Origin of the sequence: Raoultella sp. T31, assembly GCF_002806725.1 — a bacterium.
GTDB lineage: Bacteria > Pseudomonadota > Gammaproteobacteria > Enterobacterales > Enterobacteriaceae > Klebsiella > Klebsiella electrica.
In genome coordinates this window covers 31,749-47,150 of the sequence record NZ_PIBO01000042.1, presented here as the reverse complement: position 1 = coordinate 47,150, position 15,402 = coordinate 31,749, and the positions used below count along the sequence as shown (strand labels likewise).

14 protein-coding genes are annotated in these 15,402 nt (G+C 59.2%); 12 read left to right on the top strand and 2 right to left on the bottom strand.

All coding sequences use genetic code 11. The annotated features are described in order from the left end of the window. Positions 1-129 precede the first annotated feature (129 nt). Complete coding sequence (locus CWM52_RS22000; protein ID WP_100686029.1) at positions 130-618, bottom strand: hypothetical protein; 489 nt, start codon at positions 616-618, stop codon at positions 130-132. A gap of 268 nt (positions 619-886) precedes the next feature. On the opposite strand from CWM52_RS22000, the gene CWM52_RS21995 reads away from it, so the two are divergent. The 8 genes from CWM52_RS21995 (at position 887) to CWM52_RS21960 (ending at position 10,728) form a co-directional block, all read left to right on the top strand. Next, the gene (locus CWM52_RS21995) at positions 887-2,005 is read left to right on the top strand and encodes an ABC transporter substrate-binding protein (protein WP_100686027.1); all 1,119 of its coding nucleotides are present in this window, start codon (positions 887-889) and stop codon (positions 2,003-2,005) included. A gap of 62 nt (positions 2,006-2,067) precedes the next feature. Then, a complete protein-coding gene (locus tag CWM52_RS21990; protein ID WP_160702570.1) occupies positions 2,068-3,093 on the top strand; it encodes a FecCD family ABC transporter permease in 1,026 nt (341 codons plus the stop codon). Further along, the gene (locus tag CWM52_RS21985; RefSeq protein ID WP_100686025.1) at positions 3,090-3,881 is read left to right on the top strand and encodes an ABC transporter ATP-binding protein; all 792 of its coding nucleotides are present in this window, start codon (positions 3,090-3,092) and stop codon (positions 3,879-3,881) included. Before CWM52_RS21990 ends, CWM52_RS21985 begins: the two co-directional genes overlap by 4 nt. A 297-nt stretch (positions 3,882-4,178) precedes the next feature. Then, positions 4,179-5,102, top strand: a complete 924-nt coding sequence (locus CWM52_RS21980) for an aminoimidazole riboside kinase (protein WP_100686024.1) — start codon at positions 4,179-4,181, stop codon at positions 5,100-5,102. Positions 5,103-5,268: 166 nt separating this feature from the next. After that, the gene (locus CWM52_RS21975; RefSeq protein WP_100686023.1) at positions 5,269-6,786 is read left to right on the top strand and encodes a carbohydrate porin; all 1,518 of its coding nucleotides are present in this window, start codon (positions 5,269-5,271) and stop codon (positions 6,784-6,786) included. Between the two features lie 136 nt (positions 6,787-6,922). Further along, positions 6,923-8,293 carry a sucrose-specific PTS transporter subunit IIBC gene (locus CWM52_RS21970; RefSeq protein ID WP_100686022.1) on the top strand — a complete coding sequence of 457 codons (1,371 nt, stop codon included), beginning with the start codon at positions 6,923-6,925 and terminating at the stop codon, positions 8,291-8,293. After that, the gene (locus CWM52_RS21965; protein ID WP_100686021.1) at positions 8,293-9,693 is read left to right on the top strand and encodes a sucrose-6-phosphate hydrolase; all 1,401 of its coding nucleotides are present in this window, start codon (positions 8,293-8,295) and stop codon (positions 9,691-9,693) included. Before CWM52_RS21970 ends, CWM52_RS21965 begins: the two co-directional genes overlap by 1 nt. A gap of 30 nt (positions 9,694-9,723) precedes the next feature. Beyond that, complete coding sequence (locus CWM52_RS21960) at positions 9,724-10,728, top strand: LacI family DNA-binding transcriptional regulator (RefSeq protein WP_100686020.1); 1,005 nt, start codon at positions 9,724-9,726, stop codon at positions 10,726-10,728. 16 nt (positions 10,729-10,744) lie between these two features. Here CWM52_RS21960 and CWM52_RS21955 read toward each other — a convergent pair whose 3' ends face one another. Continuing rightward, positions 10,745-11,674 (bottom strand): LysR substrate-binding domain-containing protein, encoded by a 930-nt coding sequence (locus tag CWM52_RS21955; RefSeq protein WP_100686019.1) that lies wholly within the window; start codon positions 11,672-11,674, stop codon positions 10,745-10,747. A 171-nt stretch (positions 11,675-11,845) separates the two neighbouring features. Here CWM52_RS21955 and CWM52_RS21950 point away from each other — a divergent pair, with 171 nt between their 5' ends. The 4 genes from CWM52_RS21950 to CWM52_RS21935 are packed head-to-tail and all read left to right on the top strand — an operon-like array spanning position 11,846 to position 15,388. Further along, positions 11,846-12,796, top strand: coding sequence for a branched-chain amino acid ABC transporter permease (locus CWM52_RS21950; protein ID WP_100686018.1), 951 nt, complete (start codon positions 11,846-11,848; stop codon positions 12,794-12,796). A 9-nt stretch (positions 12,797-12,805) separates the two neighbouring features. Beyond that, positions 12,806-13,912, top strand: coding sequence for a branched-chain amino acid ABC transporter permease (locus CWM52_RS21945; RefSeq protein WP_100686017.1), 1,107 nt, complete (start codon positions 12,806-12,808; stop codon positions 13,910-13,912). Further along, a complete protein-coding gene (locus CWM52_RS21940; protein ID WP_100686016.1) occupies positions 13,909-14,676 on the top strand; it encodes an ABC transporter ATP-binding protein in 768 nt (255 codons plus the stop codon). Before CWM52_RS21945 ends, CWM52_RS21940 begins: the two co-directional genes overlap by 4 nt. Next, the gene (locus CWM52_RS21935) at positions 14,669-15,388 is read left to right on the top strand and encodes an ABC transporter ATP-binding protein (RefSeq protein WP_100686015.1); all 720 of its coding nucleotides are present in this window, start codon (positions 14,669-14,671) and stop codon (positions 15,386-15,388) included. The genes CWM52_RS21940 and CWM52_RS21935 overlap by 8 nt, the downstream gene beginning before the upstream one ends. Positions 15,389-15,402 lie beyond the last annotated feature (14 nt).

The window sequence follows — 15,402 nt, the reverse complement described above, 5'->3', positions numbered from 1 at the left end:
AACAGCACTGGACGCTGTTCTCAACCACCTCGCAAAGACCTACCAGAAAATGGTACTGGTCTACTAGCGCTGATTTTATGGGGATCCCTCAGCGCTTTCGCGACCTTATTTTTTACAACGCCACCGGGATTATTCGGTAACTTTATTTTTCAGCTCTTCCGCACCCTGCCTGGTTTTATCCCAGCCTTTTTCGCTAGCAGATTTGGTTTTATCCCAGCCTTTTTCGCTAGCGGATTTGGTTTTATCCCAACCTTTTTCGGTGGCGGATTTGGTTTTATTCCAACCTTTTTCGGTGGCGGATTTGGTTTTATTCCAGCCTTTTTCCGTCCCTTCTTTGGTCTTATCCCAACCCTTCTCCGTGCCTTCTTTGGTCTTATGCCAGGCTTTTTGAGCGTCTTCGCTTACCTGGCTGCTCACGCTGTCGCTTTTACCTTGCGCCGCGTGTTCGGATTTCAGCTTCAGCTCCTTGCCCTCGTTCTGGGCCTGGTGCAGTTTTTCTTTCGCCGTATTCGCCCCTTCATGGGCCGCCGCGACGGTATCATCAGTTGCGTGTGTTGTCGCAGCAAAAACAGGAGCTGCTACCAGAATCGCAGATAACGCAATCATTGCTTTTTTCATCATTTCCTCTCTAACGTGCTTAATGTTATGAGTCATCAACAGCATGGCATAACATTCCGGTCATGGCATTAGGGATAGTTCTTAAAACCAGAACCGTCTTCTTTTCCCCGTTTTCAGGCTAACTGTCACCCTGATCAGGATACGCCAGAATATTCCGCTAAGTTGTTACAACTTATGAAATTTGTTTTTCATATACCTGCCGTTTATTTTTATACGCGAATACTTATCAAAATCATTATAGTTATAAGTAAGCGACGGAACTCAAATTATGGCAAGAAAATCAGTAAGTTCGATCATTCTTACTGGGTTAATCTCGATCCCCGTTATCAGCCACGCAACGCAATATCCCCTCACGGTCACCGATCTCGATGGCCGCCAGATAACGCTCCAGCACGAACCCCAGCGCATCATCCTGCAGGACGGGCGGGATCTTATGTCGTTGGCGCTGCTGGACCGGGACAACCCGTTTAAACGCGTTGTGGCCTGGAACAATCTGGCGAAAAAACAGGACGTGGCGACCTGGAAAATGCTGCAACAGAAGTGGCCGCAGTCAGCGGCGATTCTCGATATGGGCTTTAGTGACAAGGGCAACGTTGACCTGGAAAGCGTGCTCTCCCGCCAGCCCGACCTGATGATTGCCCAGCTGCGCGCGAAGCCAGCGCTAACCGAAAGCGGGGTTATCAGCAAACTTAGCGCGCTGAATATTCCGGTGTTATTTGTCGATTATGAGGTCAATCCTGCCCGCGATACCGCTCCCAGCATCGATCTGTTAGGCCAGGTGCTCAACCGCGAGAGCAACGCCAAAGCCTATACCGATTTCTATCGCCAACACCTGCAGGCTATCGAACAGAAAACGGCCACTATCGCCCCGAAAGCCACGGTCTTTGTCGAAGCGATCGCCGGCAATAGCGATGCCTGCTGCTTTACCCACGGACACAGCGGTTGGGGGGGACTGGTGGAAGCCGTCGGCGCCACCAATATTGGCTCGCAGGTCCTGCCCGGCGCCTCCGGTTTCGTAGCGCTGGAAAAAATTATCAGCATGAAGCCCGATGCCTACATCATGACCGGTTCGAAACGCGGCAACAGCCAGGTCCTGCCGTTAGGCTATCAGGTCAGCCAGCAGGAGGTTAATGCCCAGGGCGAGGCGCTGCTGGCACGAACCGGCGTCAGCGATATCCCGGCGGTAAAAGCGCAGCGGGCCTACGGGGTTTACCACCATTTCTACAACCATCCGTGGAATATCGTCGGCATGGAGTATCTGGCAAAAGATATCTACCCGCAGGCGTTTACCGCGCTGAATCCCGATGAGACCTATCACGAGATCGTGCGTCGCTTCACCTCCCTGCCGGACCTGCCGTTCGTCTTTTCCTGGAAACAGGGTGAATAATCGACATGAGTTCGACGACTGAATCCGATATCCACACGCTGAACGCTGGCCCCGACAGCGCCATGACGCACTACCGTCGCATTCTGCGCCGCCGTGTCGTCTTGCTGTTGCTGTTGCTGCTGCTGATCGTTGCCTCGCTGCTACTCGACTTTGTGCTCGGACCGTCAGGCATGTCGCTGCATACCCTGTGGCAAACCCTGACGGATCCCGGCAGCGCAGCGGCCGGAACGCGGGTGATTGTCTGGGATATTCGTATGCCCTACGCGCTGATGGCGGTGGTGGTTGGCCTTGCGCTGGGGCTGGCTGGCGCCGAGATGCAAACTATCCTCAATAATCCGCTCGCCAGCCCTTTTACCCTCGGCGTCTCCTCGGCGGCGGCGTTCGGCGCGGCGCTGGCTATCGTGCTGGGGATTGGGATTCCCGGCATTCCCGGCCAGTGGTTTACCTCCGCTAACGCGTTTCTGTTTGCCCTGCTGGCCGCCCTGCTGCTGGACGGCGTAACCCGCTGGACCCAGGTCGCCACTTCCGGGGTCATCTTATTTGGTATCGCGCTGGTATTTACCTTTAACGCCCTGGTGTCGATGCTGCAATTTGTTGCCAACGAGGACACGCTGCAGGGGCTGGTATTCTGGACTATGGGCAGTATCGATCGCGCCTCATGGCAAAAGGTGGGGATTCTGTTTGCCGTCCTGGCGGTCGTGATGCCGCTTTCCATGCTCAATGCCTGGAAGCTGACCGCGCTGCGCCTCGGCGAAGACCGGGCTATCAGCTTTGGCATCAACGTCCGTCGCCTGCGTCTGACCACGCTGTTGCGAATCAGCATCCTGTCGGCGCTGTCGGTGGCCTTCGTTGGCCCAATCGGCTTTATTGGCCTCGTCGCGCCGCATATCGCACGCCTGGTTTTTGGTGAGGATCACCGCTTTTATCTGCCCGCCAGCGCCTTGACTGGCGCCCTGGTGCTATCACTGGCCTCGGTGGCGTCGAAAAATTTGCTGCCTGGGGCGATAATCCCGGTGGGGATCGTCACCTCGCTGGTCGGCGTTCCTTTCTTCCTGAGTATTATTTTACGCCATCGGGGGAACGTATGAGCCTGCACACCTCGACGGAATCAGGGCTGGCGCTCGGTCATTTCAACGCCGGTTATCCGAAACGTCAGGTCATTCACGATCTGACTGTCCCCCATCTGCCGCGCGGCAAAATCACCGCGCTTCTCGGCCCCAACGGTAGCGGAAAATCCACGCTGATGCGGGCGATGGCCGGCCTTGGCCCGTCGACGGGGGAATTGTCGCTGGCCGGGGAAAACCTGCTGACGCTACCGTTCGCCAGGCGCGCGGAAAAAGTGGTCTATCTGCCGCAAACGCTGCCTGCGGGCGTGCATCTGCACGTACTGGAGTCGATTATCGTCGCCCGACACGCTGCCGGCGGCGTACGTGCAGATAGTGAGGAGGAAGTGATGTCCCTGCTGCGCCAGTTAGGCATAGCGCATCTGGCGTTACGCTACCTCGACCAGCTCTCCGGCGGGCAAAAACAGCTCGTCGGCCTGGCCCAGTCGCTTATCCGCCAGCCGTCATTACTGCTGCTGGATGAGCCGCTCAGCGCGCTGGATTTGAACTATCAGTTTCACGTGATGGACCTGGTTCGCCGGGAGACCCGGCGGCGCAATATCATCACCCTGGTCGTGGTGCATGATATTAATATTGCCCTGCGCCATGCCGATCATGTGCTGATGCTAAAGGAAGGCCGACTGCTGGCCGACGGCGCGCCGTCGCAGGTGATTACCCCGGAGATACTCGCGACGGTCTATGGCGTGCGCGGACGGATTGAGCCCTGCTCACAGGGGATCATGCAGGTGATTATCGACGGCCTGGCGGAGTGAGAATAAGACGCCGTCCGGGTAAACAACGATGCCCGGTCGGCGCCGGATTCACGGCGTTGGCAAACTCAACGTTAACCTCCGGGATACAAACAGGCTTTCGTTCATTGCCAGCCGCATCATGCTCATCCCGGCGTGCCCCCCTCTCCGCTAACGCCGGGAACGATGCTCCCCGCTCCCGCTGTGCCGTTTTTTTGCCCGGCTTCTCACTTTATCGATCGCGGCGTTTCGTTCATCATCAGGCTATGCTTAAATAAGCTAAACCGGTTTAATTAAGTTTAGCATTGAGGTAGAAACAGTATGAATGCAAAAGTATGGGTACTTGGCGATGCGGTGGTGGACCTGCTGCCGGAAAGCGGCGGTCGCCTGTTGCAGTGCCCCGGCGGCGCGCCGGCCAATGTGGCGGTAGGCGTCGCCCGCCTGGGCGGCAACAGCGGGTTTATCGGCCGCGTCGGCGACGATCCCTTTGGGCGTTTTATGCAGCAAACTCTGCGCCAGGAACAGGTGGATATCCGCTACATGCACGCTGACCCGCAGCACCGGACGTCTACCGTGGTGGTCGATCTCGACGGCGAGGGGGAGAGAACCTTTACCTTTATGGTGCGCCCCAGCGCGGACCTGTTTTTACAGCCGGAAGACCTGCCGTCCTTCGCCGCCAACGAATGGCTGCACGTCTGCTCCATCGCGCTCAGCGCCGAACCCAGCCGCAGCACCACCTTCGCGGCGATGGAGAGAATCAAATTAGCCGGCGGCCGGGTCAGCTTTGACCCCAATATTCGCGCGGATCTCTGGCAGGATCCGGAGCTGCTGCGCACCTGTCTCGACCGCGCGCTGCGTCTGGCGAACGTGGTGAAGCTGTCCGAAGAAGAGCTGGCGCTGATCGGCGGCAGCGATGATGTCTCCGCGGGGATAGCCACCCTGACCCGGCGCTATCAGCCAGAACTCCTGCTGGTCACTCAGGGCAAAGCCGGCGTGCTCGCCGCTTTTCAGCAACAGTTCACCCACTTCCCCGCCCAGCCGGTGGTCAGCGTCGATACCACCGGCGCAGGCGATGCATTTGTCGCCGGGCTGCTTGCCAGCCTTGCCGCTAAGGGAATGCCCGCGGATCTCGCGGCGCTGGAACCGGCAATTATGCAGGCACAAACCTGCGGGGCGCTGGCCACTACCGCCAAAGGGGCGATGACCGCCCTGCCCTACCAGCACGATCTGCATCACTCATTTTGATCCTTTCGGGCTGCTCCGGCAGCCCACTTTGTTGCATCCATCACATTTATTAAATCGGTTTAGCAATTTCTATTTCCAGATGTTAAAGGTCATGTTTAACATAGCACCTAAACCGGTTTAGCAAAAAACACAACTCTGTCAATTTTACGTTTGGGATGCGACTAACATGTATAAAAAAAGCACACTTGCGGTTCTTATTACTTTGCTAACCGGCGCGGCCTCGGCTCATGCGCAAACGGATCTGAGTAGTATAGAAACCCGTTTGATGGCACTGGAGAAACGCCTGCAGGATGCAGAAAACCGGGCTCAAAGCGCAGAAAACCGCGCCGAGTCGGCAGAGAAAAAAGTCCAGCAGCTCACCACGCAGCAGCAAAAAACGCAGGACACAACCCAGCAAGTCGTTCAACGCACCGCGAAGCTGGAGAAAAAAGCCGACGAGAAAAGCGGGTTTGAGTTCCACGGCTACGCCCGTTCCGGCGTCATCATGAATGACTCCGCCGCCAGTACCAAATCCGGCGCCTACATGACGCCTGCCGGGGAAACCGGCGGAGCCATCGGCCGTCTGGGGAATCAGGCCGACACCTATGTCGAAATGAACCTTGAACATAAGCAGACGCTGGATAACGGGGCAACGACGCGCTTCAAAGTGATGGTGGCCGACGGCCAAACCACCTATAACGACTGGACGGCAAGCAGCAGCGATTTGAACGTGCGCCAGGCTTTCGTCGAACTGGGTAATCTGCCCACCTTCGAGGGCCCCTTCAAAGGTTCGACCCTGTGGGCCGGGAAACGCTTCGACCGCGACAACTTTGATATTCACTGGATAGACTCCGACGTGGTCTTCCTCGCCGGGACCGGCGGCGGTATTTATGACGTGAAGTGGAACGACAGCCTGCGGAGTAACTTCTCGTTATATGGGCGCAACTTCGGTGATATTGCTGATTCCAGCAATAGTGTGCAGAACTACATCCTCAGCATGAACAACTTCATCGGCCCGGTGCAGGTGATGGTCAGCGGGATGCGGGCGAAAGATAATGACGAGCGTAAAGATACCAACGGTAATCTGGTCAAAGGCGATGCGGCCAATACCGGGGTGCATACGCTGCTCGGTTTGCACAACGACAGCTTTTACGGCCTGCGTGAAGGGCTCAGCAAAACGGCTCTGCTCTATGGCCACGGGCTAGGCGCAGAAGTGAAAGGCGTGGGTTCCGACGGCGCGCTGCGCCCGGGAGCAAACACCTGGCGCTTCGCCAGCTACGGCACCACGCCGCTGAGCAAGAACTGGTTTATCGCCCCGGCGGTGCTGGCGCAGAGCAGTAAAGATCGCTATGTCGATGGCGACAGCTACCAGTGGGCGACGCTCAACCTGCGTCTGATTCAGGAGATCACTCAGAACTTCGCCCTCGCTTACGAAGGCAGCTATCAGTACATGGATCTCAAACCCGAAGGCTACAACGACCGCCATGCGGTGAACGGTAGCTTCTATAAACTCACCTTCGCCCCTACCTTTAAGGTCGGTAGCATCGGTGATTTCTTCAGCCGTCCGGAGATCCGCCTCTACACCTCGTGGATGGACTGGAGCAAAAAACTGGATAATTACGCCAACGATGACGCTTTAGGCAGCAACGGTTTTAAATCGGGCGGCGAATGGTCGTTCGGTATGCAAATGGAGACCTGGTTCTGACGGCTAGCGTCTGACGCCAGAAAAACCGGGGCGGCGGCGAGTCGGCCAGCGCCCCGGACACAATAACGACGCAGAAACTGCTCCCCCGTGCACACGGGACCACAACACGAAAATCATTACGCATTCAGAGGGTACTATGGATTTTGAACAGATTTCCCGCTCGCTGCTTCCGCTTCTGGGAGGCAAGGAAAACATTGCCAGCGCCGCGCACTGCGCCACGCGCCTGCGTCTGGTACTGGTCGATGATGCGCTCGCCGACCAGCAGGCTATCGGCAAAATTGAAGGCGTAAAAGGATGTTTTCGCAACGCCGGACAGATGCAGATTATTTTTGGCACCGGGGTCGTAAACAAAGTTTACGCCGCCTTTATTCAGGCCGCCGGCATCGGCGAATCCAGCAAATCGGAAGCCGCCGACATCGCGGCGAAAAAGCTTAATCCGTTCCAGCGTATCGCTCGCCTGCTGTCGAACATCTTCGTACCGATCATTCCGGCCATCGTCGCCTCCGGCCTGCTGATGGGCCTGCTCGGCATGGTCAAAACCTACGGCTGGGTCGATCCGGGCAACGCTATCTACATCATGCTGGATATGTGCAGTTCGGCGGCGTTTATTATTCTGCCGATCCTGATTGGCTTTACCGCCGCCCGCGAATTCGGCGGTAACCCCTATCTCGGCGCGACGCTCGGCGGCATTCTGACCCACCCGGCGCTGACCAACGCCTGGGGCGTGGCCGCCGGTTTCCATACCATGAACTTCTTCGGCCTCGAGATCGCCATGATCGGCTATCAGGGAACGGTGTTCCCGGTGCTGCTGGCGGTGTGGTTTATGAGCATCGTTGAGAAGCAGCTGCGCCGCGTGATCCCCGATGCGCTGGACCTGATCCTGACGCCGTTCCTGACGGTGATTATTTCCGGTTTTATCGCCCTGCTGATTATCGGCCCGGCGGGTCGCGCGCTGGGTGACGGCATTTCATTCATTCTCAGCACCCTGATTAGCCACGCCGGCTGGCTGGCCGGACTGCTGTTTGGCGGTCTCTATTCGGTTATTGTGATCACCGGTATTCACCACAGCTTCCACGCCATCGAAGCGGGCCTGCTGGGCAATCCGTCCATCGGCGTCAACTTCCTGCTGCCGATTTGGGCAATGGCCAACGTCGCCCAGGGCGGGGCCTGTCTGGCGGTGTGGTTTAAAACCAAAGATGTCAAAATCAAAGCCATTGCCCTGCCGTCGGCGTTTTCCGCTATGCTGGGCATCACCGAAGCGGCGATTTTTGGTATCAACTTACGCTTTATGAAGCCGTTTATCGCCGCGCTGATCGGCGGGGCGGCGGGCGGCGCGTGGGTCGTCTCCATGCACGTCTACATGACCGCGGTGGGCCTGACGGCGATTCCCGGTATGGCTATCGTGCAGGCCAGCTCGCTGCTGAACTACATTATCGGGATGGTCATCGCCTTCGGCGTTGCCTTTATCGTCTCCCTGCTGCTGAAATACAAAACGGACGCGGAATAATGTCACTTCCATCACGCCTGCCTGCAATTTTGCAGGCCGTTATGCAGGGCCAGCCGCGCGCGCTGGCCGATAGTCACTATCCTCGCTGGCACCATGCGCCGGTCACCGGGCTAATGAACGACCCCAACGGCTTTGTCGAATTTGCCGGGCGCTATCACCTGTTCTATCAGTGGAACCCGCTCGCCTGCGACCATAAGTTCAAATGCTGGGGGCACTGGAGTTCTGCCGATCTGCTGCACTGGCGGCATGAACCGATTGCGCTGATGCCGGACGAGGAGTATGACCGCAACGGCTGCTACTCAGGCAGCGCGGTGGATAATCACGGGGCGCTGACCCTGTGCTATACCGGCAACGTCAAGTTTGCCGACGGCAGCCGAACCGCCTGGCAGTGCCTGGCGACGGAAAATGCCGACGGCACCTTCAGCAAGCTGGGGCCGGTCCTGCCGCTGCCGGAGGGCTATACCGGCCACGTGCGCGACCCGAAAGTGTGGCGGCATGAAGGCCGCTGGTACATGGTTTTGGGCGCCCAGAATCGACAAGAACGCGGCAAGGTGCTGCTGTTTAGCTCTGTGGATCTCCATCAATGGATCAACGAAGGCGAAATCGCCGGCGCCGGCATCAACGGACTGCACGATGCCGGTTACATGTGGGAGTGTCCGGACCTGTTCCCGCTCGCCGACCAGCATATTCTGATTTGCTGCCCGCAGGGGATAGCCCGCGAGAAAGAGCGCTACCTCAACAGCTATCCGGCGGTGTGGATGGCCGGCAGCTTCGACTACGCCAGCGCCGCCTTCACGCACGGCGCGTTGCACGAACTGGATGCCGGGTTTGAGTTCTACGCCCCGCAAACCATGCAGACCAGCGATGGCCGTCGGCTGCTGGTCGGCTGGATGGGCGTACCGGACGGCGAGGAGATGCGCCAGCCGACGCGAGCCCACGGCTGGATCCACCAGATGACCTGCCTGCGCGAACTGGCGTGGGTGGACGGCAAACTCTTTCAGCGCCCGCTGCGCGAACTGAGCGCCCTGCGCGGCGAAGCCCGCGGCTGGCAGGGCAACGTTCTGCCGCTGGCGCCGCTGGAAATCGCCCTCGATACCGCCGGTGACGACGCGTTAAGTCTCGATTTCGGCGGCGCGTTAACCCTTGAGCGCGACGGTAGCGGAATCCGCCTGGCGCGACGCAGCCTCGCCAACGACGAGATGCTCTATCGTTACTGGCGCGGCGAAGTCCGCTCGCTGCGGATTTTTATCGACCGCTCGAGCGTGGAGATTTTCATTAACGATGGCGAAGGGGTCATGAGCAGCCGCCTGTTCCCGGACTATCCCGCACAGCTGGTTTTCAGCGGCGCGACGCCGGCAACATTCTGCTACTGGCCGCTGGAGCCATGCATGGTAGAATAAGCGTTTTGCTTTCAGGCGCATGTTGTTGTGATGAAAACCAAACGCGTTACCATTAAAGATATCGCTGAACTGGCTGGCGTGTCGAAAGCGACCGCCAGCCTGGTGCTGAACGGTCGTGGCAAAGAGCTACGCGTGGCGCAGGAAACGCGCGAGCGCGTGCAGGCTATCGCCCGCGAACAACATTATCAGCCCAGTATCCACGCCCGCTTGCTGCGCGATAACCGCAGCCACACCATCGGCCTGGTGGTGCCTGAAATCACCAACTACGGATTTGCCGTCTTCTCTCATGAGCTGGAAATGCTCTGCCGCGAGGCGGGCGTTCAACTGCTTATCTCCTGTACCGACGAAAACCCCGGTCAGGAGAGCATGGTGGTCAATAATATGATTGCCCGCCAGGTTGACGGGCTGATCGTCGCCTCCTGTATGCATAACGACGCCGATTACCGCAAGCTCAGCGAACAGCTGCCGGTGGTGCTGTTTGACCGCTGCCCCAGCGACAGCACGCTGCCGCTGGTGATGACCGACTCCATCAGCCCGACGGCGGATCTGATTTCCCGCATTGCGCCTTCGCATCGCGATGAGTTCTGGTTTCTCGGCGGGCAGCCGCGCCTGTCGCCCTCCCGCGATCGCCTCGCCGGGTTTACCCAGGGGCTGACAAACGCCGGGGTCGAACTGCGTCCCGAGTGGGTGATTAACGGCAACTATCACCCGAGCTCCGGCTATGAGATGTTCGCCGCGCTCTGCGCGCGTCTCGGACGGCCGCCGAAGGCGCTGTTCACCGCCGCCTGCGGTCTGCTGGAAGGGGTGCTGCGCTATATGAGCCAGCATCATCTGCTGGATTCCGATATCCACCTGGCCAGTTTCGACGATCACTACCTTTATGATTCACTGTCGCTGCGTATCGATACCGTGCAGCAGGACAATCGCCAGCTGGCCTGGCACTGCTATGATCTGATAAGCCAGCTGATCGACGGCAATACGCCAGAGCCGCTACAGCGCTACCTGCCCGCGACGTTGCAGATTCGGCATCGCTGACGCATTAACGCGGGGCTTAGCTTAACGCCTCGTTGCGTAACCAGCTCTGCAACAGTTTGCCGTTTGGCGTCATCTCGCTGTCCTGCCGCACGCAGAGGTAGTAATCCCGACCATCATCGATCGCCGCATCGAAGATTTTCACCAGCTCGCCGCTCTTCAGGTAGGGGGCTATTAGCGGCTCGCGCATCAGCGCGCAGCCCAGCCCCGCCTGTACGCCCGCCAGGGTCAGCAGGCCATCCTCAAATAGCGCTCCCGTCGAGCGCGGCGGACGCTTAACCCCCTGCTGCACAAACCACTGATTCCATGTCGTGCGCTCCTCGTCGTGCAGCAGCGGCATCTGCAAGAGCTGCTCCGGGGTATCAATATGCCCGTGCAGGCGCAGAAAAGCCTGACTGCATACCGGCACCATTTTTCCGGAAATCAGTTTTTCGCTTTGATAGCCCGTCCAGTGGCCGTTGCCAAAGCGGATCGACATATCGGAGGCGTCGCTGAGGTAGTTACGGTGGTTGGCGTAAACCACGTTGATTTCGGTATGCGGATTGGCATGGACGAACGACGACAGGCGGGGAATAAACCAGCCCATGCCAAACAGCGGGATCAGGCTGATCGTCACCTGCTGGGTTTGCACCTGCTCGACCAGATGTTCGGTGGCCTGGCGCAGCACGTTAAACGCCGCACGAATAGAGCGGTAATACTCCCGCCCCTGCTGGCTGAGGGTCAGCCGCCGCCCCTGGCGTTCGGTGAGCGGAATCTGCAAATAGCCTTCCAGCACCTTCAGCTGATGGCTTACCGCCGAGGGCGAAATCGCCAGCTCCTGCGCCGCCAGGGTCACGCTGCCCAGCCGCGCGATCGCCTCGAAGGCGCGCACCGCCCGCAGCGGCGGATCGTTGGCTAACGTACTTTCCGACCAGCTAACCGGCCCCTGCAATTGTTCTGTTTTTTTCATATATTGATTTTCTTAGCGTATTTCGCTACCTGACGCATTACTTAATAATATTAAAAATCATAAAGATAGTTAACTACGCATTTATAATAAGAAAGAATATATGCGTATTTTACAATTTAATTCATTTGTTGGATGGTAGCTGTCATTCGAGCATCTTGTCGGAAGAATCAGTTGGACACACTCATACAACAAATTATCAACGGGGTCATGCTCGGCAGCATCTACGCCCTGATCGCGCTCGGCTACACCATGGTGTACGGCATCCTGCGCATTATTAACTTTGCCCACGGCGATATTCTGATGGTCGGCGCGTTAACCACCCTTTCCGGGATGAACGCGCTGAATGCCCATTTCCCCACTCTGCCGCCGCTGGCGCAGCTCGGACTGGCGCTGCTGCTGGCCATGGCGGTGTGCGCCCTGCTGGCGATGGCGGTCGAACGCTTTGCCTACCGCCGCCTGCGCAACGCCCCGCGCCTCGCGCCGCTGATCTCCGGGATCGGCGTCTCGGTGCTGCTGCAAACCGTGGCGATGATCGTCTGGTCGCGCAATCCGCTGATGTTCCCGCAGATCCTGCCGATGGACCCGATCGCCGTGACCCAGAGGAGCGCTGCGCATCCTCCGGCGCTCGTGACCGTCACCGGTATCGTCACCGTCGCGCTGGCGTTTGCCGTGATGCTCGGCCTGTGGCTGCTGGTGGAGTTCACCCGCTTAGGCCGGGGGATGCGCGCAGTGGCGGAAAACCCGCGCATCGCCACGCTGATGGGCGTCAATCCCAACGCCATTATTACCCTCACCTTTGCCATCGGCGGCGTATTCGCCGCGCTGGCTGGGGTGATGATGGCCAGCAATTACGGCAGCGCTGGCTTCTCCATGGGCTTTCTGCCGGGGATTAAAGCCTTTACCGCCGCGGTGCTCGGCGGCATCGGCAATATTCGCGGCGCGATGGTCGGCGGCCTGTTGCTGGGCCTGATCGAATCCCTCGGGGCCGGCTATCTCGGCGACCTGACCCACGGCGTCTTTGGCAGCAACTATCAGGATATCTTCGCCTTTATGGTGCTGATCCTGGTGCTGGTCTTCCGCCCTGCCGGTTTACTCGGCGAGCGCGTTGCGCACCGGGCTTAGGAGAAAATCATGACAACGGTACAACTCGACACGCCTATCGCCTCCCGCCGCTTCTGGTCCGGGATGACCCTGTTCATCTGCGCTCTGCTGGTGGCGCCAATGGTCGCCAGCCAGCTCGGCGGCAACTACTGGGTGCGGGTCATCGACTTCGCCCTGCTGTATATCATGCTGGCGCTGGGGCTGAATATTGTGGTCGGCTACACCGGTCTGCTGGACATGGGCTTTATCGCCTTCTACGCCGTCGGCGCCTATCTGGCGGCACTGCTGGCCTCCCCGCATCTGCTGGAGGTTTTCCCGCTGTTGCAAACCTGGTTTCCCGACGGCCTGCATACCTCATGGCTGGTGATTATTCCGCTTGCCGCGCTGGTGGCAGCGGGCTGCGGTATCGTGCTGGGCGCGCCGACGCTGAAACTGCGCGGCGACTATCTGGCCATCGTCACCCTCGGGTTCGGCGAAATTATCCGCATCCTGATGCGTAACCTTGACCGTCCGGTCAATATCACCAACGGCGCAAAAGGCATCTCCGGGGTCGATTCGCTGAATCTGTTCGGGCTGAAGTTTAGCGGCGTCTATCACTGGTTTGGTTTTAAAGTCCCGGCGCTGTGGCTGTGGTACTACCTGCTGATGCTGGTGATTGTGGCAATTATTTTTGTCTGCCTGCGGCTACAGCACTCGCGCATTGGCCGCGCCTGGCATGCCATCCGCGAGGATGAAGACGTCGCCCGCGCGATGGGCATCAACCTGCGTAACTACAAGCTGTTGGCCTTCGCTATCGGCGCTTCCTTCGGCGGCGTGGCGGGGGCGCTGTTCGGCGCGTTCCAGGGGTTTGTCTCCCCGGAATCCTTCACCCTGCAGGAGTCGATCGCGGTGCTGGCGATGGTGGTGCTCGGCGGAATGGGGCATATCCCCGGCGTGATCCTCGGTGCGGTGCTGCTGACCGCGCTGCCGGAGCTGCTGCGCAGCCAGGCGGCGCCGCTACAGCAGGCGCTGTTTGGCGAGGTGCTGATTGACCCGGAAATATTGCGCCAGTTGTTCTACGGCCTGGCGCTGGTGCTGGTCATGCTCCTGCGTCCACAGGGCATCTGGCCCGCGCGTCATCAGGGAGTCAAAGTATGAGCCTGTTAAGCGTACGTCATATGTCAAAGCGCTTCGGCGGCCTGACGGCGGTCGATAACGTCTCGTTGACCATCAACGAAGGCGAAATTTACGGCCTGATTGGACCAAACGGCGCGGGGAAAACCACCTGCTTTAACCTGATAACCGGGCTCTATCCGGCGGACAGCGGCGAGTTCGCTATCGCCGGGCAGCCCTACTTCCCGAAAAATATCGAGAAGGTCACCGCCGCTGGTATCGCCCGCACCTTCCAGAACGTGCGCTTGTTTAACGAGATGTCGGTGCTGGAAAACGTGATGGTCGGCCGCCATGTGCGCACCCGCAACGGTCTGTGGGCCGCGCTCTCCCGCCATAAACGCGCCCGCGCCGAAGAGGCGCAGACCCGCGAGCTGGCGTGGCACTGGCTGGACTACACCGGTATCGCGCAGTTCGCCCACTACCGCGCCTGCGACCTCGCCTACGGCCACCAGCGGCGGCTGGAAATTGCCCGCGCGCTGGCGACCGATCCGCGCCTGCTGGCGCTGGATGAACCGGCGGCCGGGATGAACGCCGCCGAGAAGATGGCGCTGGGCGAACTGCTGCTGCGCATCCGCGACGACGGCAAAACCCTGCTGATGATTGAGCACGACGTCAAACTGGTGATGGGCATCTGCGATCGCCTGATGGTACTGGATTACGGCAAAACGCTGACCAGCGGAACGCCGGAGACCGTGCGCCGCGATCCAGCGGTGATCGCCGCCTGGCTTGGAGGGAATGCCCATGTCTGATCTGTTAACCGTCACCGGCCTCGGCGTGCACTACGGTGGTATCCAGGCGGTGCGCGATGTCTCATTCAGCGTTAAAGCGGGTGAGCAGACGACGTTAATCGGCGCCAATGGCGCGGGCAAAAGTTCCACCGTGCGCGCCATTACCGGGCTGGAGCCTTTTAGCGGCGAGATTATTTTCAACGGTAAACCGCTGCGGCGACGCAAAGCGGAGTCGCTGCTGCGCGAAGGGCTGGTGATGGTACCGGAAGGCCGCGGCATCTTTACCCGCATGACGGTGCTGGAAAACCTGCAAATGGGCGCCTGGCTGCGTCGCGATAGCGCGGCGGTCCGACAGGAGATGGACGAAATCTTCGCCAACTTCCCGCGCCTTGCTGAACGCCAGCATCAGTTGGCCGGGCTGCTTTCCGGCGGCGAACAGCAGCTGCTGGCGCTCAACCGCGCCCTGCTCAGCCAGCCGCGTCTGCTGATCCTTGATGAGCCGTCAATGGGCCTGGCGCCGCTGATGGTCGAGAACGTTTTCCGTGTGATAGCCACTCTCCGTCAGCGCGGCGTGGCGCTACTGCTGATTGAGCAGAACGCGCGCCTGGCGCTGGAAGCCACCGACAGCGCGTGGGTGATGGACAGCGGCAGCATTGTCGAGCGCGGTGCCTCGCAGGCGCTGCTGGCCGACGACCGTATTGCACAGATTTATTTGGGCGAGATACCCGCCTGACACACTAACCAGCC